At 64.5% G+C, this 19,653-nt stretch carries 21 protein-coding genes; 3 read left to right on the top strand and 18 right to left on the bottom strand.

The annotated features are described in order from the left end of the window. The 7 genes from F2P44_RS18950 to F2P44_RS18920 all read right to left on the bottom strand — a co-directional run. A partial coding sequence (locus F2P44_RS18950) for a beta strand repeat-containing protein (protein WP_370662716.1) occupies window positions 1–2,403 on the bottom strand: 2,403 nt, incomplete at its 3' end. A 122-nt stretch (window positions 2,404–2,525) separates the two neighbouring features. Then, entirely contained in the window at window positions 2,526–2,717 is a 192-nt protein-coding gene (locus tag F2P44_RS18945) for a hypothetical protein (protein ID WP_167088600.1), read from the bottom strand. An 80-nt stretch (window positions 2,718–2,797) separates the two neighbouring features. Beyond that, on the bottom strand, window positions 2,798–2,944 hold the full coding sequence (locus tag F2P44_RS18940; RefSeq protein WP_167088599.1) for a hypothetical protein: 147 nt from the start codon (window positions 2,942–2,944) through the stop codon (window positions 2,798–2,800). Between the two features lie 65 nt (window positions 2,945–3,009). Then, complete coding sequence (locus tag F2P44_RS18935) at window positions 3,010–6,771, bottom strand: autotransporter domain-containing protein (RefSeq protein WP_167088598.1); 3,762 nt, start codon at window positions 6,769–6,771, stop codon at window positions 3,010–3,012. A 246-nt stretch (window positions 6,772–7,017) separates the two neighbouring features. Beyond that, window positions 7,018–8,409, bottom strand: a complete 1,392-nt coding sequence (gene cls, locus F2P44_RS18930) for a cardiolipin synthase (protein WP_167088597.1) — start codon at window positions 8,407–8,409, stop codon at window positions 7,018–7,020. After that, entirely contained in the window at window positions 8,406–10,502 is a 2,097-nt protein-coding gene (locus F2P44_RS18925; protein WP_167088596.1) for a site-specific recombinase, read from the bottom strand. The genes cls and F2P44_RS18925 overlap by 4 nt, the downstream gene beginning before the upstream one ends. A 94-nt stretch (window positions 10,503–10,596) precedes the next feature. Beyond that, window positions 10,597–11,289: a hypothetical protein gene (locus tag F2P44_RS18920; RefSeq protein WP_167088595.1), complete on the bottom strand. Its 693-nt coding sequence runs from the start codon at window positions 11,287–11,289 to the stop codon at window positions 10,597–10,599. A 198-nt stretch (window positions 11,290–11,487) separates the two neighbouring features. Here F2P44_RS18920 and F2P44_RS18915 point away from each other — a divergent pair, with 198 nt between their 5' ends. Next, the gene (locus F2P44_RS18915; RefSeq protein ID WP_167088594.1) at window positions 11,488–12,324 is read left to right on the top strand and encodes a branched-chain amino acid aminotransferase; all 837 of its coding nucleotides are present in this window, start codon (window positions 11,488–11,490) and stop codon (window positions 12,322–12,324) included. A gap of 28 nt (window positions 12,325–12,352) precedes the next feature. Here F2P44_RS18915 and F2P44_RS18910 read toward each other — a convergent pair whose 3' ends face one another. From F2P44_RS18910 to F2P44_RS18895, 4 genes are all read right to left on the bottom strand, one after another. Beyond that, window positions 12,353–12,961, bottom strand: a complete 609-nt coding sequence (locus F2P44_RS18910; RefSeq protein ID WP_167088593.1) for a DUF3617 domain-containing protein — start codon at window positions 12,959–12,961, stop codon at window positions 12,353–12,355. Window positions 12,962–13,071: 110 nt separating this feature from the next. Continuing rightward, window positions 13,072–13,359 carry a hypothetical protein gene (locus tag F2P44_RS18905; RefSeq protein WP_167088592.1) on the bottom strand — a complete coding sequence of 96 codons (288 nt, stop codon included), beginning with the start codon at window positions 13,357–13,359 and terminating at the stop codon, window positions 13,072–13,074. A gap of 77 nt (window positions 13,360–13,436) precedes the next feature. After that, the gene (locus F2P44_RS18900; protein WP_167088591.1) at window positions 13,437–13,892 is read right to left on the bottom strand and encodes a hypothetical protein; all 456 of its coding nucleotides are present in this window, start codon (window positions 13,890–13,892) and stop codon (window positions 13,437–13,439) included. A gap of 46 nt (window positions 13,893–13,938) precedes the next feature. Further along, window positions 13,939–14,526, bottom strand: a complete 588-nt coding sequence (locus F2P44_RS18895) for an NUDIX hydrolase (RefSeq protein ID WP_167088590.1) — start codon at window positions 14,524–14,526, stop codon at window positions 13,939–13,941. 85 nt (window positions 14,527–14,611) lie between these two features. Between F2P44_RS18895 and F2P44_RS18890 the strand changes: the two genes are divergently transcribed. After that, the gene (locus tag F2P44_RS18890; protein WP_167088589.1) at window positions 14,612–15,382 is read left to right on the top strand and encodes a DeoR/GlpR family DNA-binding transcription regulator; all 771 of its coding nucleotides are present in this window, start codon (window positions 14,612–14,614) and stop codon (window positions 15,380–15,382) included. Between the two features lie 54 nt (window positions 15,383–15,436). On the opposite strand, the gene F2P44_RS18885 is transcribed toward F2P44_RS18890, so the two are convergent. The 4 genes from F2P44_RS18885 to F2P44_RS18870 form a co-directional block, all read right to left on the bottom strand. Continuing rightward, window positions 15,437–16,102 carry a YiaD family glycine zipper/OmpA-like lipoprotein gene (locus tag F2P44_RS18885; protein ID WP_167088588.1) on the bottom strand — a complete coding sequence of 222 codons (666 nt, stop codon included), beginning with the start codon at window positions 16,100–16,102 and terminating at the stop codon, window positions 15,437–15,439. 106 nt (window positions 16,103–16,208) lie between these two features. Further along, complete coding sequence (locus tag F2P44_RS18880) at window positions 16,209–16,355, bottom strand: lmo0937 family membrane protein (protein WP_167088587.1); 147 nt, start codon at window positions 16,353–16,355, stop codon at window positions 16,209–16,211. Window positions 16,356–16,447: 92 nt separating this feature from the next. Continuing rightward, entirely contained in the window at window positions 16,448–16,678 is a 231-nt protein-coding gene (locus F2P44_RS18875; RefSeq protein ID WP_167088586.1) for a hypothetical protein, read from the bottom strand. A gap of 171 nt (window positions 16,679–16,849) precedes the next feature. After that, window positions 16,850–17,551, bottom strand: a complete 702-nt coding sequence (locus F2P44_RS18870; protein ID WP_167088585.1) for a glycine zipper 2TM domain-containing protein — start codon at window positions 17,549–17,551, stop codon at window positions 16,850–16,852. 234 nt (window positions 17,552–17,785) lie between these two features. On the opposite strand from F2P44_RS18870, the gene F2P44_RS18865 reads away from it, so the two are divergent. Next, on the top strand, window positions 17,786–18,517 hold the full coding sequence (locus F2P44_RS18865) for a Crp/Fnr family transcriptional regulator (RefSeq protein ID WP_167088584.1): 732 nt from the start codon (window positions 17,786–17,788) through the stop codon (window positions 18,515–18,517). Window positions 18,518–18,538: 21 nt separating this feature from the next. On the opposite strand, the gene F2P44_RS18860 is transcribed toward F2P44_RS18865, so the two are convergent. The 3 genes from F2P44_RS18860 to F2P44_RS18850 form a co-directional block, all read right to left on the bottom strand. After that, complete coding sequence (locus tag F2P44_RS18860) at window positions 18,539–18,952, bottom strand: hypothetical protein (RefSeq protein WP_167088583.1); 414 nt, start codon at window positions 18,950–18,952, stop codon at window positions 18,539–18,541. An 88-nt stretch (window positions 18,953–19,040) separates the two neighbouring features. Next, window positions 19,041–19,238, bottom strand: a complete 198-nt coding sequence (locus tag F2P44_RS18855) for a YMGG-like glycine zipper-containing protein (protein WP_370662715.1) — start codon at window positions 19,236–19,238, stop codon at window positions 19,041–19,043. A 51-nt stretch (window positions 19,239–19,289) separates the two neighbouring features. Then, entirely contained in the window at window positions 19,290–19,601 is a 312-nt protein-coding gene (locus F2P44_RS18850) for a BON domain-containing protein (protein ID WP_167088581.1), read from the bottom strand. Between the last annotated feature and the right edge of the window lie 52 nt (window positions 19,602–19,653).

The following is a 19,653-nucleotide window of genomic DNA, read 5'->3' as shown; positions in this document are numbered from 1 at the left end:
CGGCGCCGGCCCCGGCGTCGGCGTCGGCCGCGGCGTCGGCGGGGGGGGAGGTGGCGGCGTCGGGGGTGGGGTCGGTGTCGGCGTCGGTGGCGGTGTTGGTGTTGGTGTTGGTGTTGGTGTTGGTGTTGGCGCCGAAGCAATCACCAGATCGATGGACTTGCCGTTTTTCACGCCAGTCAGGTTGAACAGGAAGCTGTTGTCGGTCACCGGAATGGTGAGCGCCGTGGTCAGCGTGTCGCCGGCCTTGATTACATCGGGCAGGATGGTGCCATTGGCAAGGACCGGCGCGCCGGTGACGTCGACATCGATGTTGCTGCTGGCAGACATGTCGACATTGCCGGTCGCGTTCAGTTTGCCGTAGGTGGTGGCGTTGGTCAGGCCGGTGCGGAACACGCCGCCGATAGCCTGGGCATAGTCGCCCGTCAGCGTGACGGTATGGCCGGCGGCGACCGACAGGATGCCCCTGTTGGTCATGGTCGTCGCACCGATGTTCAGCGCACTAGTCGAACTCAGGGTACTGCCCGCGTTGATATTCATCTGGCTCAAGCCGGTAAAATCGCCGCCAGGTGTGAACGTGGCGGTCGTGGGCAAGCTGATGCCGAAACTGGGCATGGCATCGCCGATATTGACCACGCTGCCGGCGCCGCCGCTGACGGTACCGGTCACGCTGGCGGTGGTGCCCAGGATGTTCAGGGTATTGATGCCGAGCGCGAGCGTGCCAGTCAGGCCGCCCCGGTTGGTGACGATAAACGCACTGCCGCTGTTGGTGAAATTGAGCGAAATGGCGCCGCTGATGGTGCCGGTGTTCAGGATACCCCCGTCGAGCACGCTGGTGCCGGTAATCGCAATGCCGGTGTTGGTGCCGCTGATGGTCCCTGCGTTGGTGATGCCGCCATGGATCTGTGCACTCGGCACGGTGATGCCGACGTCGGTGGCGGTGATGCTGGCGCCTAGCTGGTTGACGATGCCGCCGGCCACGATATTGGCGGCGTTGCCGATCCGGATGCCGCGCGCGGCGGTCAGCGCACCGCCGTTGACGATGCCGGTGGCCAGGCTGGAACTGGTGCCGTCGACATTGATGGCGTAGTTCCCGGCGGTGACGACACCGGTCGCGGTATTGGTGATCGACCCCGCCGTGGCGCCGCTCGTCACGGTGATGCCGTTACCGCTACTACTGGTCATGATCGAGCTGTTGCGGATCTCGCCAGTAACATGCGAACCGTTGGCGATGAATATGCCGGCGCCGTCCGCGTTGTAGCGGCCGTTCGACTGGGTGGTGGTGATGGTGCCGGAGTTGTTCACGTTGCCTGTGATCGTGCTGCCACTGCGGGCGGTGACGCCGCCTTCGGCCCCGTCCATCAGGCCGCGGTTGACGATGTCGCCGCTGATCAGCGCCCCGTTCAGGTCGATGCCGCGCTCGCCATGCGTCTGCGCGCCGGTATCGTTCAGGATACCGCCGCCGCTGATGTTTGTGACCTGCAATTCGATGGGGTGCATGGCGCTGATCGTGCCGGCATTGACGATGCCACTCGTGATGGTGGACGCGCTTCCATAGATACCCTTGGAGGCGCCATTGATGGTGCCCGACGCGGTATTTTCGATCTGGCCGACCGTGGAATTGCCCAGAATCGTCAATGCGTCGGAATTGGAGCTGCCCAAGCTGCCGCTGTTGCTGATTTTGCCGCTGACGGTGGTCGCGGTCAGCGCCAGCCCCGGATAGCCGCCCTGGGTGTCGATGGTGCCGCTGTTGAGGATATCGCCGGTAACGGCGACGCTCGAGAGGGCGATGCCGCGCGCGTTTTGCCCTGGCGTACGGCCGATGTGTCCTTGGTTCACAATGCTGGCGCCGATCTGGGACCCGCTGATGTCGACCGCCGCAAAGCCGCCAGCCGCGCTGATGTTGCCGCCGGCGGCGTTAGTGATGCCGCCCTGTAAGCTACTGTTGATGATATGGACGGCGCTGCCGTTGACGGTGCTGATCACGCCCGCAGGCCCGTTGCTGATGGCGCCGCCCACGCTGGCGCCGCTCAGGCGGATGGCTTCCTCGGTCACGCCGCCCCACGGTCCGGTGGACGAGATGGTGCCGGTATTAGTGATCCCGCCAGTGAGGTTGCCCGTGATGTTGATGCCGACCGCGACCGGATTGATGGTGCCGGCATTGGTGATGCCGTCGGCGGTGACGCCGGTATTGACTTCCACGCCATTGTTCGGCGTGTTGGCCAGCGGTACGGTAATCACCCCGGTGGCGCTCACATTGAGGCTCTCGCCGGGGCCGATGGTGCAGACGTTATCGATGGTGGTGTTGTCCACCGTGATCGTGCTGCTGACGGCGGTGGGGCACGCGGTGCCGATCGCCGACGCATTGGCCATCAGCAGACAGGCGCCCGCGACCAGCACTGCCATTGGTTTTTTTGAAAGTTGAAATGTGCCATGAGATCAGTTCCCAGTCCGGTTGCGCAACAGTCGTGGGGGCATGCTGCAAAGAGTGCGCGCGCCCGATGAATCAAGGCTTCACTTGATTCGTGTCAAGCTTCGCTGATCCCTATGTGCTTTGAATATAGCGAAACACTATTTTTAAGTAAATGAGGTTTCACTCGGAACACGACGGAATCCGCTTGTGTAACAACACATTGGCCGGGGCCGGGGTGCGGGCGATCAAGCGGGATGATGAACGCCTTGCAGATCTGCGACGTGCGCTCGGGATCGGTGGCCAGCATGCGCACGATCTTGTCGCCAACCGGCGCCAGGAGCGGACATACTCGCGCTCGGGCATTGACTTGAGCCGCTGCGACTGGCGCTAAGCGATCTCCTGTACGGCCCCCCATTGTTCGCTGTCCATCTGGCGCAACAGGGAGACCAGGCTGCTCCACACATCCGGAACAGCCGGCCATTCGATGCCGCTCACACTGCTTTTCAAACGCCATGCGGGTGCGTCGTTCGACATCGGTCTCCTTGTGACAGGGTCGGCGGGTGCCCCGGCCGCGGCGGCGGCCACGGTCGGGGCGCCGCTCAGAACTGCTTGCGCATCTTCAGCGAAATGCTCTGGGCCCGGAAGCCGCGATGCGCTTCGGCGTCGTAGCGCGCCGTCAGTTCGGTGCTGCCCGAGCGCATCAAGGTCACGCCGGCGCCGGCGCGCGCGAACAGCGGCTTGGGATCGATGCCGTTGGTGGTGAACGCCGGTCCGCCGCCGGCAAAGGTCGCCACCACCGCGGTTTGCTCGGCCAGGAAATCATAGCCGAACCCCAGGTTGCCCGAGAACGTCAGCTCCTTCGATGGCGAATGATTGAGCTTGGCATCGGCGTACAGGATCAATTGCTTGGCGCGCTGGCTGTTGACCAGCAGGTTGAGGGCGCCGGCGCCGGTTTCCGCGTACGCCTTGTTCTTGACGGTGGTGTAGTCCAGGCGCATCGATGGGGTCAGATTGGTTTGCTCGCTCATGCGCAGCACGCGCGCAATGCCGCCGGCGGCATGCAGGCTGGTGCCGCGATAATCGCTGCTGGCCACGCGGCTCAGGCCGCCAAAACTGATGAGCCGTTGGCCCTTGGTCTTGTTGGTGCCCATGTCGAGCTGCCAGCTGAGGTCGGTGTCGGCGTCCAGGTTGTGGCTGCCGTAGGTCATCAGTTGCAGCAGGTCGATATCGGCCGACTGCACGTTCGCGCCGTTGCCGTCCAGATTGGTCCTGGCATAGGTCAGCGCAAAGCCGACCCGGTCGGCGCTGCTGACAACACCATCGGCCCCGACGATCAGGCCGCCGCTGTCGGCCTTGTAGCCGGCCGTGCCATCGCGGTCGCTCTGGCGTGCCCAGGCGCCAAACGGCTTGGCCCACAGCGCGCGCTCATTGCCGTAACTGTCGCCGGCCGACAGGCCGCGATTGGCTTCGAGGCGCGCCTGCACCACGCGGTCGGTCAGGTTCATGGTGCCGGCAAGGGCGGCGGCAGTGCCGCCGGCCGCCAGCGGCACGGTCTGGACGACGGCATCGGACACTTCTTTCGCGGTCGACAGCTTGCCCAGCGCCGTGATGACCTGGCCCATGTCGCCGCCGGTGCTGCTGGCGATCAGCTGGTCGAACACGCGCGCCGCGCCGCCTCCGGATGAATTGCCGGTCGCTACGATGGCCGAGACGGCGGTATTGGCCGGCGACGGCGGTTGGATCGGCGGCACCGGTGGCGTCGGCACTGGCGTCGGGACCGGGGTTGGGACCGGCACTGGTGTTGGTACCGGCGTCGGGACGGGTGTCGGCACCGGTGTCGGGACCGGTGTCGGGACAGGAACCGGTGTCGGGACAGGAACCGGTGTCGGCACAGGAACAGGGGTCGGCACAGGTACGGGTGTCGGCACAGGCACGGGTGTCGGGACAGGAACAGGTGTCGGGACAGGAACAGGTGTCGGGACAGGGACAGGGGTCGGCACAGGTACTGGCGTCGGGGTCGGTACCGGTGTCGGGGTCGGTACCGGTGTTGGGGTCGGCGTTGGTGTTGGGGTCGGCGTTGGCGTCGGTGTCGGGGTTGGTGTTGGTGTTGGTGTTGGTGTTGGTGTTGGTGTCGGCGCCGAAGCAATCACCAGATCGATGGAGTTGCCATTTTTTACGCCAGTCAGGTTGAACAGGAAGCTGTTGTCGGTGACAGGAATGATGGACGCCGTGGTCAAGGTGCCACTGGCCTTGATCACATCGGGCAGGATGGTACCGTTGGCAAGCACCGGCGCGCCGTCGACGTCGACATCGATGTTGCTGCTGGCCGACATGGTGACATTGCCGGTCACGTTCAGTTTGCCGTAGGTCGTGGCGTTCGTCAGCCCGGTGCGGAACAGGCCGTTGGCAGCCTGGATATAGTCGCCCGTCAAGCTGACGGTATGCCCGGCGGCGACCGAGAGGACGCCGCTGTTGCTCATTGTCGTCGCGCCGATGTTCAGGGCGCTGGTCGAACGCAGGGTACTGGCCGCGCCGATATTCATCTGGGCCAGGCCGGTAAAATTGCCGCCAGGCGTGAACGTGGCGGTATTGAGTGCACCGGTGCCGATATTGACCACGCTGCCGGTGCCGCCGGTGACGGTGCCGCTCACGCTGGCGGCGCTGCCGAGGATGTTGAGGGTATTGATGCCGAGCGCGAGGTCGCCGCTCAAGCCGCCGTTATTGCTCACGATGAACGCGTCGCCGCTATTGGCCAGGTCAAGCGACTTGGTGCCGCCGATGGTGCCGCTGTTGGTGATGCCGCCATCGATGACGCTGGTGCCGCTGATCGTGATGCCGCTGCTGGTGCCGGTGATCGCGCCAAGGTTCTCGATGCCGCCATGCACTTGCGCACTGTCGACGGCGATCCCGGTGCCGGTGCTGGTGATGGTCGCGCCGAGCTGGTTGACGATGCCGGAGGCCACGATGTTGGCGCTGTTGCTCACTGAAATGCCGCGCGCGCCGTTGAGGGCGCCGCCGTTGACGATCCCGCCCGCCACGCTGGTGCCGGTGCCGTCGATGCGGATACCGTAGCTGTTGACGGTGGTAATCACGCCGGTGGCACTGTTGCTGACCGACGCCGCCGTCGAGCCGCCGGTCATGCTCATCCCCTTGCCGTTCGTGCTGGTGATGATGCCGCTATTGGCCAGTTCACCGGCGATCTGGACATTGCTCAGGTTAATCGTGTCGCCGTTCGAGGTCATGGTGCCGGAATTGCTCAGCTTGCCGGAGATGGTGGTGCCGTTGTATCCGACGATGCCGCCTTCGGCCCCGTCCATCAAGCCCCGGTTGATGATGTCGCCGCTGATCTGCGCATTGCCCAGATTAATTGCGCGGCTGCCGTGCGTGGCGGCGCCGGTGTCGTTGAGGATGCCGCCGGCGCTGATGGTCGACGTCTGCAGCTCGATGGCGTGGACGCCGTTGATCGTGCCGGCATTGACGATGCCGCTGGCGATGGTGGAACTGGATATATACATCCCTGCGAAGGCGCCATTGATGGTGCCGGTCGCGGTATTTTCGATTTGGCCGACATTGGAATTGCTCTGTATCGTCATGGCATTGGAATTGCCCGAGCCCAAGGTGCTGCTATTGCTGATCTTGCCGCTTATGGTGGTGGCGAGCAGCGCCAGCGCCGGGTTGCCGCCCTGGGTGCTGATGGTGCCGCTGTTGAGGATATCGCCGGCGATCGTGACGTTCAGCAGGGCGATGCCGCGCGCGTTTTGTCCCGCCTTGTTGCCGATGTGGCCCTGGTTGTCGATGCTGGCGCCGAGTTGCGCATTGCTGATGTCGAGAGCGGCAAAGCCGCCGGCGGCAACAATCTCTCCCCCGGCGGCGTTGGTGATGCCGCCCTGCAAGGAACTGGTGACGATGTGGATCGCGCTGCCATTGACGGTGCTGACCACGCCCGCCGGCCCGTTGCTGATGGCGCCACCCACCGTGGCGCCGCTCAGGCGAATACCTTCCTCGGTCACGCCGCCCCACGGTCCGGTGGACGCGATGGTGCCGCTATTGGTGATCCCGCCGGTGAGGGTGCCCATGATGTTGACGCCGACGGCGACCGGGTTGATGGTGCCGGCATTGGTGATGGAGCCGGCGGTGACGCCCGAATTGAGTTCGACGCCATTGTTCGGCGTGTTGGCCAGCGGCACGGTAATCACCCCGGTGGCGGTGACGTCGAGGCTCTCGCCGCTGCCGATGGTGCAGGTGTTATCGACGGTAGTGTTGTCCACCGTAATGAGGCCGCCGCTGGCAGCCGGACAAGGGGTGCCGATCGCCGCCGCATTGGCCATCACCAGGCAGGCACCGGCAACCAGGACTGCCATTTGTTTTTTTTGAAAGTTGAAATTTGCCATGAGATTAGTCCAGTCCAGGTCCGCAACAGTCGTGGGAGCGCCCTGCAAAGACCTTGCGCGGGCCCGATGAACCAAGGCTCCGCTTGATTTATCTCAAGCCGCGCTGATCCCTATGTGCTTTGAATATAGCGAAACACTATTTTTGTGTAAATGATGTTTCGCTCGAAACACGATGGAATCGCGTTGGAGAACAACAGATTGGCTGCGATGGAAGAATTAGATCCAGTATTCGGTCAGCCGTGCCGCCCATTCCTTGAGGCGGTCGGCCCACAGGCGGTCGCGCCACTGGGCGAGGGTGATTTCCTTGGAGTCGCGCAAATCCTCGGCGAACGCGCTCTCCATGTCGTTGCCGAAGCCGGCGTCGAGCACCACCACATTGAGTTCGTAATTGTGCAGGAAACTGCGGCGGTCGATATTGGCTGAACCCACCGTCGACCAGGTGCCATCGATGACCGCCGTCTTGGCATGCAAGATCGCTACTTGCAGCTGGTGGATCTTGACCCCGTTGCGCAGCAGTTCATCGTAGAACGCGCGTCCCGCATGGAACACCAGGCCGTGATCGGTCACGCCGGGCAGCACCAGGCGCACGTCCACGCCGCGCCTGGCGGCGGCGCTGAGGGCATCGACAAACTGGCGGTCCGGCACGAAATACGCGGACGTGATGTGCACCGTTTTTTTCGCTTCCTGGATCGACAGCATGAAGGCCTTGTAGATCTCCGATTCGCGCTCGGGATCGGTGGCCAGCACGCGCACGATCTTGTCGCCCACCGGCGCCAGCGGCGGGAAATATTCGCGCTCGGGCAATTCGCCCGCATCCTGGTTGACCCAGCCTTCGATGAAGTGATACTGCAGCGAGGCGACCGCCGGGCCTTCGATCTTGATGTGCGTATCGCGCCAGCCGACTTTCTTGCTGTCGGTCGTGTCCGGCTTACGCTTGGAGCGGAAGAAGGAACTGTTGGCGTAGGTACTGCTGATGTTGATGCCGCCCGTGAACGCGACCTTGCCGTCGACCACCATCAGCTTGCGGTGGTCGCGGTTGTTCAGCTCCCACTTGCCGACCCGCGCCGCCGGATTGACCGGGTTGAAGGCGACCATGGCAATGCCGGCCTGCTTCATGCGCGCGAAGAATTCCTTGGGCGTGGCCAGGGTGCCGACGCTGTCGTACAGCACGTTGACGGTGACGCCCTGTTTTTGTTTTTCGATCAGCACGTTGGCGAATTGCAGGCCGATTTCATCCTGGTCGAAAATATACGTTTCCAGGTTGATCGAGGTCTTGGCGTTGCTGGCGGCGGCCATCATTTCCTTCATGGTGGCCGGGCCATCGAACAGCAGGGTGACCTTGTTGCCGGCCACCAGGGGCACGCCGGTGGCCGCTTCTTCCAGCACCGCCAGCGCCTTCATGTCGGGCGTGGCCTTGGCCCAGCGCCGCGCCAGCAGGTCGGCGGCCTTTTTCTTGTCCATCCGGCCCTTGCCGGTGGCGATGGTCGGGTTGGCACGCGCCGCCGGCGCATCCACCAGCCCATCCATCGAGGGCAGCGAGGCGCAGGAGGCCAGGCCGACGGCCAGGGCCAGTACGGCCAGCCAGGCAGCGACGCGTGGTTTTGTCATTTTGAACCCCTCGTTGGTACGGCTTCGGGCGGCTCCGGCGGCATGTCCCCGGGCCCGATGAAAAAATCGATGGGGGCGGCCAGGAAGCGCCGTCCGAGTGCTTTCAACAACAGGATACCGTGTTCGAAGTGAATCTTGCGCGCGCGAAGCGCAACTAATAGTGCCAACCCGAAACTTACCACGAGATTGACCGTACCGATCGATAAAAATCCGCCGATCGAGGTCAGTGCCACTTCCCAGCTCATGCTGTGGTCGAGCGCCACCAGTGCGGTAGCGAAATTGGCGGACGAGAAGGTGACGTGGCGGATGTCGAGCGGCAGGCCGAACAGGAAGCCGAGGGTGCCGATGGTGCCGAGCAAAATGCCGAAATACAGGTTGCCCATCAGGCTGCCCAGGTTGTTTTCGATGTACAGCGACAGGCGCCCCAGGCGTTCCGGCCCCAGCAGACGGCCCAGGCCGCGCAGCTGGACCACGCGCCGTGCCATGCGCGTGTACAGCGCCTTGTTATCGAAGTAGCCAGAAATGAGACCGGCCACGAACAGGCACACGCCGGCAATGGCGGCGTAGAACAGGGCCGGGCTGTGGATCGGATCGATATCGTGCAACAGGTGCGCGGCCTTGTCGGGCGTGACCAGGTGGTGTCCGGTGGCGTAGCGGTAGCCCATGGCGATCAGCCAGGCAGTCGGAATGGCGGTGGCCAGGTTGCCCAGCACGGCGAAGCACTGGGTGCGGAACACCTTGTTGATGAGTTCCGCCATGCTGTCGAGGTCGATATTGCGCCCATCCTTGCTCGACAGGCCGGCGGCGATGCGCGACGCGGTCATGGCCGGCTGCTTGGTGGCCACGGTGAAGTGCAGCACGTGGATCAGCATGAAGCCGAGCGAGTAGTTCAGGCTGAACAAGAACGCTTCGACCAGCGGCGCGGCGCGCAGGGTGCCCAGCAAAATCTTGAACAGCGCCATGAAGCCGACGATGAAGCCGGCGCCGGCCGAGGACAGGAACATGCCGCCCAGCTGGCCGCGCGTGTCGGCGATGTAATGCTCGCCGGTGCGGCTGGCGTTTTCGGTGACGTTGCGGGCCAGCAGGTCGATATTGTCGGCGAACAGGTCGCGCACCGTGTATTTGTTGTTGTGGGCTTCGACCAGTTCCTGGGCCAGGGCGATGGCACCGGCGCGGTGCAGGCTGGTCGGCGGCGCGTAGTCGGGGGTGGCGTCGTTGGCCAGGGTTGCCAGGTCGACGCTGGGGGCGGCCGGCAATTGGCCGCTGACGTCGACCAGGAACAGCAGCTTGCGCAAGCGGTCGATGCTCTGGGTCAGGGCTACCAGCAGATAGGTGAGGGCGACGCTGGTGCCGTGGCTGAGCGCATTCTTGCGGATCTTGGCGACCACGCTGTCGCACTGGTCGAGCATGACCAGCAGGTGGCGCGCATCGTCCACGCTGGCCGCTTCGCCGGCCAGCAGGCGCGCGTAGCCGTCGAGGTAGTGATTGACCTCGATGTTTTGCATCAGGAAGGGCGAATCGAAGTTTTCGATGTCGGCGTGGCTGCTGATCAGGCGCGGCTCGAAGCCGAGCGCGCACACGCGGCAGGACAGGGTGCGGATCGCTTCGAGCATGCCGAGCACGGTGGTGCGGCGCGCGTTGGCCGGGCCGGTGTGCGGCGCGGGCGCGGCGTTCGACACCAGGTCGAACAATTCCAGCCAGTCGGCGGCCGGCACGGTGGCGATCCAGCGGTAGTCGGTTTGCACGTACAGCACCTGGTCGATGGCGTCGCTCAGGTAGACATCGCCCAGAGCGGGCGGCAGGAAACGGTAGGAAACGCGGCGTTTCAGTTCAGTGAAGAAGCCATCGTTGGAGAGCACGCCGATATCGGTATACAGGCTGGCGTGGCGGCGGCTGTCGAGCAGGCGCGTGAGGTAGCTGCGCAGGGCGGAGGCATGGGCCGGGTTGCCCTTGAGGAGCTGGCACAGGGTGCGCACCCGTTCGGTGCTGCCGGCAATGTCGGCGCGCCGCTGCGGGCGCAGTTGTTCGACCAGGTCGACCAGGATATCGATGCGGTCGCTGTGGGGGTCGATTCGTTCTAAAGTTGAAAGCATGAAAAATAGCCGGAGCAACAGATACTAAAGACGTAGTGTACGTTGCTGACGTTCCGAAACTTTGTTCGCTAGCGAACACAGCGGCCCGCCGTGCCTAGTTGGGGCAGAGCGTGTATTTCTTTTCCCGGCTGCCGTGAATGTCATTCACCGACGGGTAGGTGACGCAATAGGTCCCCAGCGCCGTCCTGATCTTGTATTTGCGCCCGCCGCCATCGGCATTGCCGGTGGTAATTTCCTCGACGTCGGCCTGTTCGAACAGGGTGGGGCCACGCCGGGCCGACTGGATGCCGGCGATCAGGCGCTTTTGCGGCGAATCGTCGGGCACGCTGAACTTGTTGAGCGATTGCTTGCGCAAGTCCTTGTCGATCTTGCCCAGGTCGGCCAGCGCGCGCTTGCGGATGGCGTCGGCGCCGCTCGCTGTTGCGGCAGGGGCGGGTTCGGCGAAGGGAGCGGGCGGCACCACGGTCATCGACGGGGCTTCGGCCTCGGCAGCGGGCGGCGCGGCCGCCACCGGGATGGCGGGTGCGGGCGTAGTGGGGCGCTGGCGCGCCACGCGCACGGGGTTGGTGGCGGGTGCGGGCGTGGCGCGCGTTGGCGGCGCTTGCTGGACCGGTGGGGCGGCAATGGCGTCGATCCACTGGATGCGCGGGCCGTTCTCGTCTTCGCGCGGCGGGGCTTTCTCGCGCGTGTGGCGCCACGCCAGCAACAGGGCCGCATGCAGGCCGACCACGAGGCCGATCGTGATCCAGCGCGCGCGGGGCCGGGGAAGAAGAACGTCAGTGGACATGGCTCATCAATATGGACTTGGCTGGGGAAAGCGCGTTGAGTTAAATGTATCGTTGCAACATTCCCAATGCTAACAGTTCAAGCCGGGTAATCGCCGTGGCGGCAGTGGAGCGCCGCCTCTAACCGGATCGCGGGGGCGGCCGGACCGGATGGGCAAGTTCGGTTAAACTGGGAGCAGAACAATGACTGCGAGGCAATTATGTATCTGACTTATTTCAAAGGGCAATGGGCCGAAGGTAATGTGCCGCTGTATGGCGCGATGGATCACAGCGTGTGGCTGGGCTCCTCGGTCTTCGATGGCGCGCGCGCCATGCGCGGCCAGTTGCCCGATCTGCGCCTGCATTTGCAGCGCGTGATCGATTCGGCCGAGCGGCTCGGCTTGCGGTGTCCGCTGACGGTGGACGAGATGGAAGCGCTGGTGCGCGAAGGCGTGGGCAAGTTCCCGGCCGATGCGGAGCTGTATGTACGCCCGCTGGTGTTCGGCGCCGAGGGCTTCCTGGTGCCGGTGCCGGAGAAGAGCGGCTTCGCGCTGACCCTGTTCGATGCGCCGATGCCGCCGTTCACGGGCTTTTCGGCTTGCCTGTCGCGCCTGTGCCGGCCGGACGCCAGCATGGCGCCGACCGACGCCAAGGCCTCGGCCCTGTACGCCAACACCAGCCGTGCCATCCGCGAAGCGAGCGGGCGCGGTTTCGACAATGCGGTGGTGGTCGACAGCGATGGCAACGTGGCCGAGTTCGCGACCTCGAACCTGTTCCTGGTCACGCCCGAAGGCAAGGTGGTGACGCCGGTGCCGAATGGCACTTTCCTGGCCGGCATCACGCGCGCCCGGGTGATCGGGCTGCTGGCCGAGGCGGGCGTGGCGGTGGAAGAGCGCAGCGTGCACCCGGACGAGCTGCTGACGGCGCTCGAGATCTTCAACACCGGCAACTACGGCAAGGTTACGCCCTGCATCCGCTACGAATGGCGCACCTTGGCCATCGGGCCGGTGGCGACCCTGGCGCGCGAGCGCTACCTGGCGTTTACCGGCGCGGCGTAAAGCGCTGCGGGCCGCGCCGCCGGCTGCCTTACTTGGCGGCGGGGGCTGGCTTGGCGGGGGCCGGCTTGGTGTCGACTGGCTTGACGTTGCCGCAATTGGCGCCCAAATATTTGCCGGTCGATGCCATGGTCATGTTTCCCATGGCGCCGGCGGCGCTGGACGTCATGCTCACGGTCGAGCTGTAGGAGTCGGCCTGGTACGAAATCTTGCCCTCGCCGGATGTCTGCGGGTTGGTGCAGGAATAGGAGAAACTTTGCGTGCCGCCGACCATCGGTCCCTTCTTGTGGGTGCAGTTGCCGCCTTGCGGGCCAAGATGGTCGCCGCTCGAATCGTCGATCATTTTTTGGGTGATGCACACCTTGACGGTGACGCTGCCGTCGTCGTGCAGGGTGAAGTTGGCCGGGCCCGACTTGCCCATCGCTTTATCCATTTCCTTGCGCTGCTCCGGGGTCATGGACTTCATATGCTTTTGCATCTCCGCCATGGCATTGGCGACCTGCGCGTTTTGCGAGGTGGTCTTGCTGGTGTTTTCCCACAGACCTGGCTTCATGGTCTGGGTGGCGGCGCTGGCGGGCGCGAGCGACAGGGTCGCGGCGGAAACGAGGGCGAGGGCGGTCAGGCGAAGACGTGGGATCATGGTGGCTCCAGTGTGAATACGCGAGTTTATCGCGAAACGCGCGCTGGATGTTGTTAATAAAATATGCAAGACCCACGGCGGGCCGCCCCCGCCGTGCGGCGGCGGGCGAGTCAGTTGAAGTCCTCGTCAGCGTCGTCGTCGAGATCGTCATCAAGATCCTCGCCGGCGTGATCGGCACTGCGCGCCGCGCTGTCGTTGCCGGCCTGGGCGTCGCCGCGCGCGCGCCAGGCCGGGTCCGATCCGACCGCTTCCAGCAAACCCTTGACGCGCCGTACCCGCGCGCTCTGGTTGGCGTTGGTCTGGCCTGGGGAGGTGGCCGGCGCCGCGGCCGGGGGCGGCGCTTCCGCGCTCCAGGATTGCAGAGAATCCAAAAAATGGGCAAAACGCTCCGTGCTCATACCGTGCTCCTGTGCGAGTGGTCAACCTGCGAAAAAAGGGACTGGCAACTGCCACGCCGATGCGGATGGCGTTCATGTCAGTGCACCTGCGTGAACAAGGCGAGCATGCCGACATAGCCGAACCCGTACGTCATGCACAGCACCAGCGCGCAGGGCAGGGCGATGGCCCAGGACTGGCGCGCGTAATCGGTGCCCAGGCGCTCGCGGATGAAGCGTTCCTGGGGGCTGGCCTCGGCGATGTACCAGACCAGCAGGAAAATCACGTTGCTCATGCGCCAGGGCGAGGCGTCGCCGCACAGCAGGGAATAATAGAAATTGAGAATGACCATCACCAGGCTGAGCGCGAACCACCAGCAGGCGCGCACGGCGCGGCCGGACTCGCCCAGCGTTTCCCAGTTGCGGATGAGCAGGAAGGCGCCGAACAGGGGCGTGAACAGCAAGCTCCAGAAGGCGGCGGCGTCCGGGTTCCACAGCGTGTCGCGCCGTTCGGCGCCGGCGGCCGGCGAGTGCGGGAGGGAGGTATGTGCATTCATAGGTGCAACTATCGCGTGCCTCCCACGCCGATGTATTGATCTGGCGCTAGGTTTGCGCCGACATCAGGTGCAACTGGAGATATTGCAACAGCAGGACGGTCTTGCCATCCATGATCGCGCCGCTGGCCATCATCGCCAGCGCTTCGTCGAAACCGAGTTCGAGCACGTCGATATCTTCGCCCTCGGCGGCCAGGCCGCCGCCATCGCCCACCTTGTGTTCCGGTGCGTAGGCGCCGATGAAAAAGTGCAGGCGTTCGGTGACCGAACCGGGGCTCATGAAGAGGTCGTAGATTTTTTTCACGTCATCGATGCGGTAGCCGGTTTCTTCCTCGGCTTCGGCGCGGATGCGCTGCTCGGGGCTGGCATTGTCGAGCAGGCCGGCGGCCGCTTCGATCAGGAAACCGTCGTGTCCGTTGACGTAGGCCGGAATGCGGAACTGGCGCGTGAGCAGCACTGTGCGCTGGCGCAGGTTGTACAGCAAGATCACGGCGCCGTTGCCGCGGTCGTAGACTTCGCGCGTCTGGCTTTGCCAGCTGCCGTCGCGCCGGCGCAGCGAGAAGGTCAGGCGCTTGAGGATGTACCAGTTGTCCGACAGCAGTTCTTCCTGGTCGATGCGTACCCGCGGTGCTTGCATGATGTGTCCCTGTGATTGTGCTTGGTGTTTTTTAGAATATCGTGCAAAATCGTGCAATGTCAAGAAAATACATGCAGGAGCGGCCATGCTGACAACCCAGCGCAAGCAGTATCTGATGGACCTGTTGCGGCGCGACGGGCAAGTGGTGGCCAAGGCCGTGAGCGAGGAACTGGGCTTGTCGGAAGACACCATCCGGCGCGACTTGCGCGAGCTGGCGCGCGAAGGCTTGCTGCAGCGCGTGCATGGCGGCGCGCTGCCGGTCTTGCCCGCCTCGCCGGCGCTGGCCGATTTCACTGCGCGCGCGCAGATCTCGGCCGATGCCAAGGCGGCCATCGGGCGCGCCGCCGCCGCCCTGGTCGCGCCGGGGCAGGTGGTGCTGCTCGATGGCGGCACCACCTCGGGCCACCTGGTGCGCCATCTTCCGCTGGACCTGCGCGCCACCGTGCTCACCCACAGTCCCTCGGTGGCGCTGGCGCTGCTGGAACATGAACAGGTGGAGGTGATCATGCTGGGCGGGCGCCTGTACCGCCATTCGCTGGTGGGGGTGGGCGCGGCCACGCTGGAGGCGATCGCCCAGGTGCGCGCCGACCTGTGTTTCCTGGGCGTGAGCAGCATCGATCCGGACGCCGGCCTGTCCACCGGCGACTTCGAGGAGGCGGCCGTCAAGCGCGCCATGTGGCGGGCGGCCGCGCACACGGTGGTGCTGGCCTCGCCCGAAAAACTGGCGACCGCCTCGCCTTACCGCATCGCCGGCGCGGACCAGATCGGGGCGCTGGTGGTGGCGCGCGGCACCGACGACGCCTTGCTGGCGCGCTACCGCGCGCTGGGCGTGACGGTACACGTGGCCGGGGCGTAAAAAAGCCGGCATCGCGATGCCGGCTGTTCGGGGTACCGCGATGAGGCTGCGGGCTTAACCCTGGCGGTTCGGCTCGGCGACGTAGATCTCGACGCGGCGGTTGCGCGCGCGGCCGGAAGGGTCGTCGTTCGAAGCGACCGGTTCGCGTTCGCCGCGGCCATCGATCATGATGCGGTTGGGCGAGACGCCGCGCGAGGCGAGGAAGTCGCGGGTCTGGGCGGCGCGGTCGACCGACAGCGGCTGGTTGACCGCATCGTTGCCGGTGCTATCGGTGTGGCCGATGATGGTCACGGTGGTCGACGGATTGTCTTGCAGGGTGGCGGCGAAGCGTTCCAGCACGGGACGGAAATTCGATTTGATGTCGGAGCGGCCGGTGTCGAACGAGACGTCGGCAGGCACCTCGAGTTTCAGGCGGTTATCCTGGGTCTGGCTGACCTGGATGCCGGTACCGCGCGTGGCCTGTTCCATGGCTTGCTTCTGCTGCTCCATGCGGTTCGACCAGATATTGCCGATCAGTGCGCCGGCGGCGCCACCGATGATGGCCCCCTTGCCCGCGTGTCCGCCGTGGCCGGCAGTCGCGCCAATGATCGCGCCCAGGCCAGCACCGACGCCGGCGCCGGTGGCGGTGCCGCGCTGGGTCGGGGACATGTCGGCGCAACCGGTGGCCAGCATGGCGACGACAGTGATGCCGATCAGGGATTTGCTCAAGTTCATTTTCATAGTAGGGCTCCAAAAGTAAGTAATCCGTTTCGCTGTCACGCCAGGCTGTGCCAGGCGCGACCGCGAAACGGATCGGACATCAGTCGATGGCCGGATCGTGCGTCAGCTAGATACCTCGGCCGCTGATCAGGCGAACCAGAATCATGATGACTGCGACAACCAGCAAAATGTGGATGAAGCCATTAATTGTATAGGAAGTGACCAGACCGAGCAGCCACAGGATCAGAAGTACGACGGCGATTGTATAGAGCATGATATTGTCCTCGGTGGGTTTTTATAGACGACTGGTATGTCGTGATTGCAGTATGCAGAACTCTTGCATGCCGCTCCGTACGCTGGCGTACATTAAGAATAAGTTTTTTGTTCGTTTTGCAAGGCTGGCAACCATCCCAATACGCCAGCCAGGCCAACCAAACCAATCAGGCAAGCCACCAGGCCGCCGGCAATCAGGAACACCACGTCCTGGGCCTGCATTGCAGGGCTGCTGCCCGCCGCGACGGGTCCCGCAGCGCTGAAACCGAACAGCGTCACGATAATGCCCCAAGCTACAATGCCGATCCAAATCATGCGGTTCATGATAATTCCTTCGTCTCTGGTGATACTGCCGCGCCGTTTGCTGCAGGCGTGAAGCCATTCTCGCGCCAGCTCATCAGGAGATCAGTTCGCTAACACACATTGCAAACAAGAAAAGAATGCGTCAGGGGAGCGCGGCGCCTGGGCGTTGTTTTTTTGTACTGGCGCGCGCGATCAGGCGGCCGGGCGCAAGGTCCCGTTGACGATCTCGACGCGGTCGCCGGCACGCCAGCCGGCTGCGCTCCGCTGATGGAAGGTACGGGCGCCGCCATCATCGAGGCGGACCCGGATTTCATAGCTGCGGGTGGCCTTCATGCTGCCTTCGATCTGGTTGCCGGCCACGGCGCCGCCGACGGCACCGGCCACGGTGGCCAGCTTGCGGCCGTTGCCGCCGCCGACCTGGTTGCCCAGCAAGCCGCCGAGGATGGCGCCGCCGGCCGCACCCAGGCCGCTGCCCTGGGCGCCCTGGCTCACTTCACGCACCGATTCGACATTGCCGCAGTGCGCGCACCAGCGGCGTTCCTGGTCCGGTTCGGCCGCGCTCACGCGCGGCGCCGGCTGGCTTGGCGGCGCCGCATGGTCGCGCGCGGCCCGGCGCCCGCCATCCTGTTCGCGCTCGCGGTCGCGCTCCCGGCCGAGCCCGCGCTGATCGCGCGCGGCCAGCGCGGGCGGCGTGCTGCCCTCCAGTCTGGAGGCGAGCATGGCGCGGTCGATCTGGCTCAGTTCGGCCGGGGCGGGCGCAGCGCCGATGGACGCGGGAAGCCAGCCCAGGATGGCGGCCGTGCCGGTGCCGCAAAACACGATGACCGCCACGGCGGCCGCGATCAGCAGGGGATGGCGCGCGCCCTGGGTCACGGGAGAAAAAGGTGTACTCATGGTTTCCTTTGGATTGAACGGCGCTGCCGCACTGTCGGGTTGATGCGGCTCATTCTCCTGATGACGGGGCCGTTCTTCCGTGCGTCACCGTACATACTTTGCCTATTATTGCCGTTACCCTGATTGACATTGTTTGCACATGTATCCGTCGTATTTACCTGGCCTGACCTATCTAATGATCGCTATCCGTTTTGACTTATGGTCGACCACCCGCTTTGCCTGCCGGAGGGAACGATGAAGCACGTCTCCGCGGTCGAGCTCGACCACCCGAACGGCAACCAGCTGCTCGCCGCCCTGCCGCATGCCGACCTGGCGCGCCTGTCGCCCTTGCTCGAACCGGTGCAGGTGGAGGTGGGCGAGGTGCTGTGCGAGCCGGCCGAGCCGGTGCGCTACATCTACTTTCCGCACGATTGCCTGATTTCCCTGCTGGGCGTGGCGGAAGGGCGCATGACGCTCGAAGTGGGGCTGGTCGGGCGCGAAGGCATGCTGGGCGCGACCGTCGCGCTCGGACATGACACGGCGCAGACGCGCGCCATCGTGCAGCGCGCCGGCTGCGCCAGCCGCATGGACAGCGCCAAGTTCCGCACCGAGTTCGCGCGCAATCCGGCCTTGCAGCGGGTGCTGTACCGTTACACCGATACCTTGCTGGCGCAGGCGATCCAGATCGCCGTGTGCAGCCGCTTCCACGTGCTCGAAGCACGCCTGGCGCGCTCGCTGCTGATCACGCGCGACCGCCTCAAGTCCGACAAATTCCATCTCACCCACGAATTCCTGGCGCATGCGCTGGGCGTGCGCCGGGTCGGCGTGACCAAGGCTGCCAGCGCCCTGCAGCAGCAGGGGCTGATCATCTACAGCCGCGGCAATATCGAAATCCTCGACGTGCGCGGCCTGGCCGCGGCTTCCTGCAAGTGCTACGAGATCGTCAAGGAAGCCGGCGCCTGCGCGCTGTCCACCGCCTTCGTCTGAACCCGTGCGGGCAGCGGCGGCCTACGGGGCTTGCCGCTGGCCGAGCACCTGAGCGCGGTACGCCATCCATTGCTCCAGACCCTGTTCCGGTACCGGCATCTGCTCCAGGAAGGTGCCGGCCGAGGTATCCATCGCCTGCCAACCATGGCGCCGGCACAGTTCCACAATGGGCGCGGCAATCCCGGCGCCGGCGCGCACGTGCAGCATGATGCTGTTGACCGGATCGTGGTCCGAGAGATTGAAGCCGACCGAGCCGAACGGCCCCTGATAACGACCCCACGTCGGATCGCTCCAGCCGGTGTCCGCGAACAGATCGGCAATCGCGGCCTGGATCTGCGCCCGGCTTCCCATCGGCAGGCAGGACTCGTCGTTGCCGATCTGGCCGACATGGGTATACGTGCGCGAAAACTTGCAAACGAAAACATCCCAGCTCATCGCTTCCCCCGTGTTTTTCCCGTCATGATAAAACACCAGGCGTAAAAAAACCCCGCGTACGGGGTTTTTCCTCAATCAGGCAAAGCGGTCATTTGGGTGGCTTGACCTGGTTGCCGATCACGCCGCCGACGACTGCGCCGCCGACGGTGCCGCCCGCGCTGCCGCCGGTCAGGACGCCACCGACCACTGCGCCGGCACCGGCGCCGATGGCGGTGTTCTTATCCTGCCCCGACATGCCGGCGCAGCCGCTCAAACCGAGCGCCAGCGTGACCAAAGTCGCGCTCATGACCACTTGCCTGATTGTTTTCATCTTGAACCTCGTTGAATTGCTTGTTGCTTATTTCATGCGAATATCGTTTTTCACCGACTTCACACCTTTGACGTCGCGTGCGACCTTGCCGGCGGTAGCGATGCTGTCATGGGCAGCAACGAAGCCGCTCAGTTGCACAACGCCTTTGAAGGTTTCAACGTTGATTTCAGCAACTTTCAGGCTCGGCTCGTTGACGATGGCAGCCTTGACGCTGGTGGTGATCACGCTGTCGTCAACGTACTCGCCGACGCTTTCTTTCTTGTCGGTCGAAGCGCAGCCGACAACGGTGGTCAGCATCAGGGCGGCGATCAGGGTCGAGACGATTTTCAGGTTTTTCATGGTGTGTTCCTCTATGGTGGTGGTCTATGTTGTTATGCGTTCGGCAGTGCTT

It is taken from the genome of Massilia frigida (genome assembly GCF_011682175.1).
Taxonomy (GTDB): Bacteria; Pseudomonadota; Gammaproteobacteria; order Burkholderiales; family Burkholderiaceae_D; genus Telluria_A; species Telluria_A frigida.
Note: the sequence above shows the minus strand (reverse complement) of the source record. Positions and strands in the feature narration are given on the sequence as shown.

What these genes read in the sequence shown, in the direction of transcription:
- F2P44_RS18945 (WP_167088600.1), bottom strand. Translation starts at nt 2,717, where the DNA reads ATGCTGGCCACCGATCCCGAGCGCACGTCGCAGATCTGCAAGGCGTTC.
- F2P44_RS18940 (WP_167088599.1), bottom strand. Translation starts at nt 2,944, where the DNA reads ATGTCGAACGACGCACCCGCATGGCGTTTGAAAAGCAGTGTGAGCGGC.
- F2P44_RS18935 (WP_167088598.1), bottom strand. Translation starts at nt 6,771, where the DNA reads ATGGCAGTCCTGGTTGCCGGTGCCTGCCTGGTGATGGCCAATGCGGCG.
- cls (WP_167088597.1), bottom strand. Translation starts at nt 8,409, where the DNA reads ATGACAAAACCACGCGTCGCTGCCTGGCTGGCCGTACTGGCCCTGGCC.
- F2P44_RS18925 (WP_167088596.1), bottom strand. Translation starts at nt 10,502, where the DNA reads ATGCTTTCAACTTTAGAACGAATCGACCCCCACAGCGACCGCATCGAT.
- F2P44_RS18920 (WP_167088595.1), bottom strand. Translation starts at nt 11,289, where the DNA reads ATGTCCACTGACGTTCTTCTTCCCCGGCCCCGCGCGCGCTGGATCACG.
- F2P44_RS18915 (WP_167088594.1), top strand. Translation starts at nt 11,488, where the DNA reads ATGTATCTGACTTATTTCAAAGGGCAATGGGCCGAAGGTAATGTGCCG.
- F2P44_RS18910 (WP_167088593.1), bottom strand. Translation starts at nt 12,961, where the DNA reads ATGATCCCACGTCTTCGCCTGACCGCCCTCGCCCTCGTTTCCGCCGCG.
- F2P44_RS18905 (WP_167088592.1), bottom strand. Translation starts at nt 13,359, where the DNA reads ATGAGCACGGAGCGTTTTGCCCATTTTTTGGATTCTCTGCAATCCTGG.
- F2P44_RS18900 (WP_167088591.1), bottom strand. Translation starts at nt 13,892, where the DNA reads ATGAATGCACATACCTCCCTCCCGCACTCGCCGGCCGCCGGCGCCGAA.
- F2P44_RS18895 (WP_167088590.1), bottom strand. Translation starts at nt 14,526, where the DNA reads ATGCAAGCACCGCGGGTACGCATCGACCAGGAAGAACTGCTGTCGGAC.
- F2P44_RS18890 (WP_167088589.1), top strand. Translation starts at nt 14,612, where the DNA reads ATGCTGACAACCCAGCGCAAGCAGTATCTGATGGACCTGTTGCGGCGC.
- F2P44_RS18885 (WP_167088588.1), bottom strand. Translation starts at nt 16,102, where the DNA reads ATGAAAATGAACTTGAGCAAATCCCTGATCGGCATCACTGTCGTCGCC.
- F2P44_RS18880 (WP_167088587.1), bottom strand. Translation starts at nt 16,355, where the DNA reads ATGCTCTATACAATCGCCGTCGTACTTCTGATCCTGTGGCTGCTCGGT.
- F2P44_RS18875 (WP_167088586.1), bottom strand. Translation starts at nt 16,678, where the DNA reads ATGAACCGCATGATTTGGATCGGCATTGTAGCTTGGGGCATTATCGTG.
- F2P44_RS18870 (WP_167088585.1), bottom strand. Translation starts at nt 17,551, where the DNA reads ATGAGTACACCTTTTTCTCCCGTGACCCAGGGCGCGCGCCATCCCCTG.
- F2P44_RS18865 (WP_167088584.1), top strand. Translation starts at nt 17,786, where the DNA reads ATGAAGCACGTCTCCGCGGTCGAGCTCGACCACCCGAACGGCAACCAG.
- F2P44_RS18860 (WP_167088583.1), bottom strand. Translation starts at nt 18,952, where the DNA reads ATGAGCTGGGATGTTTTCGTTTGCAAGTTTTCGCGCACGTATACCCAT.
- F2P44_RS18855 (WP_370662715.1), bottom strand. Translation starts at nt 19,238, where the DNA reads ATGAGCGCGACTTTGGTCACGCTGGCGCTCGGTTTGAGCGGCTGCGCC.
- F2P44_RS18850 (WP_167088581.1), bottom strand. Translation starts at nt 19,601, where the DNA reads ATGAAAAACCTGAAAATCGTCTCGACCCTGATCGCCGCCCTGATGCTG.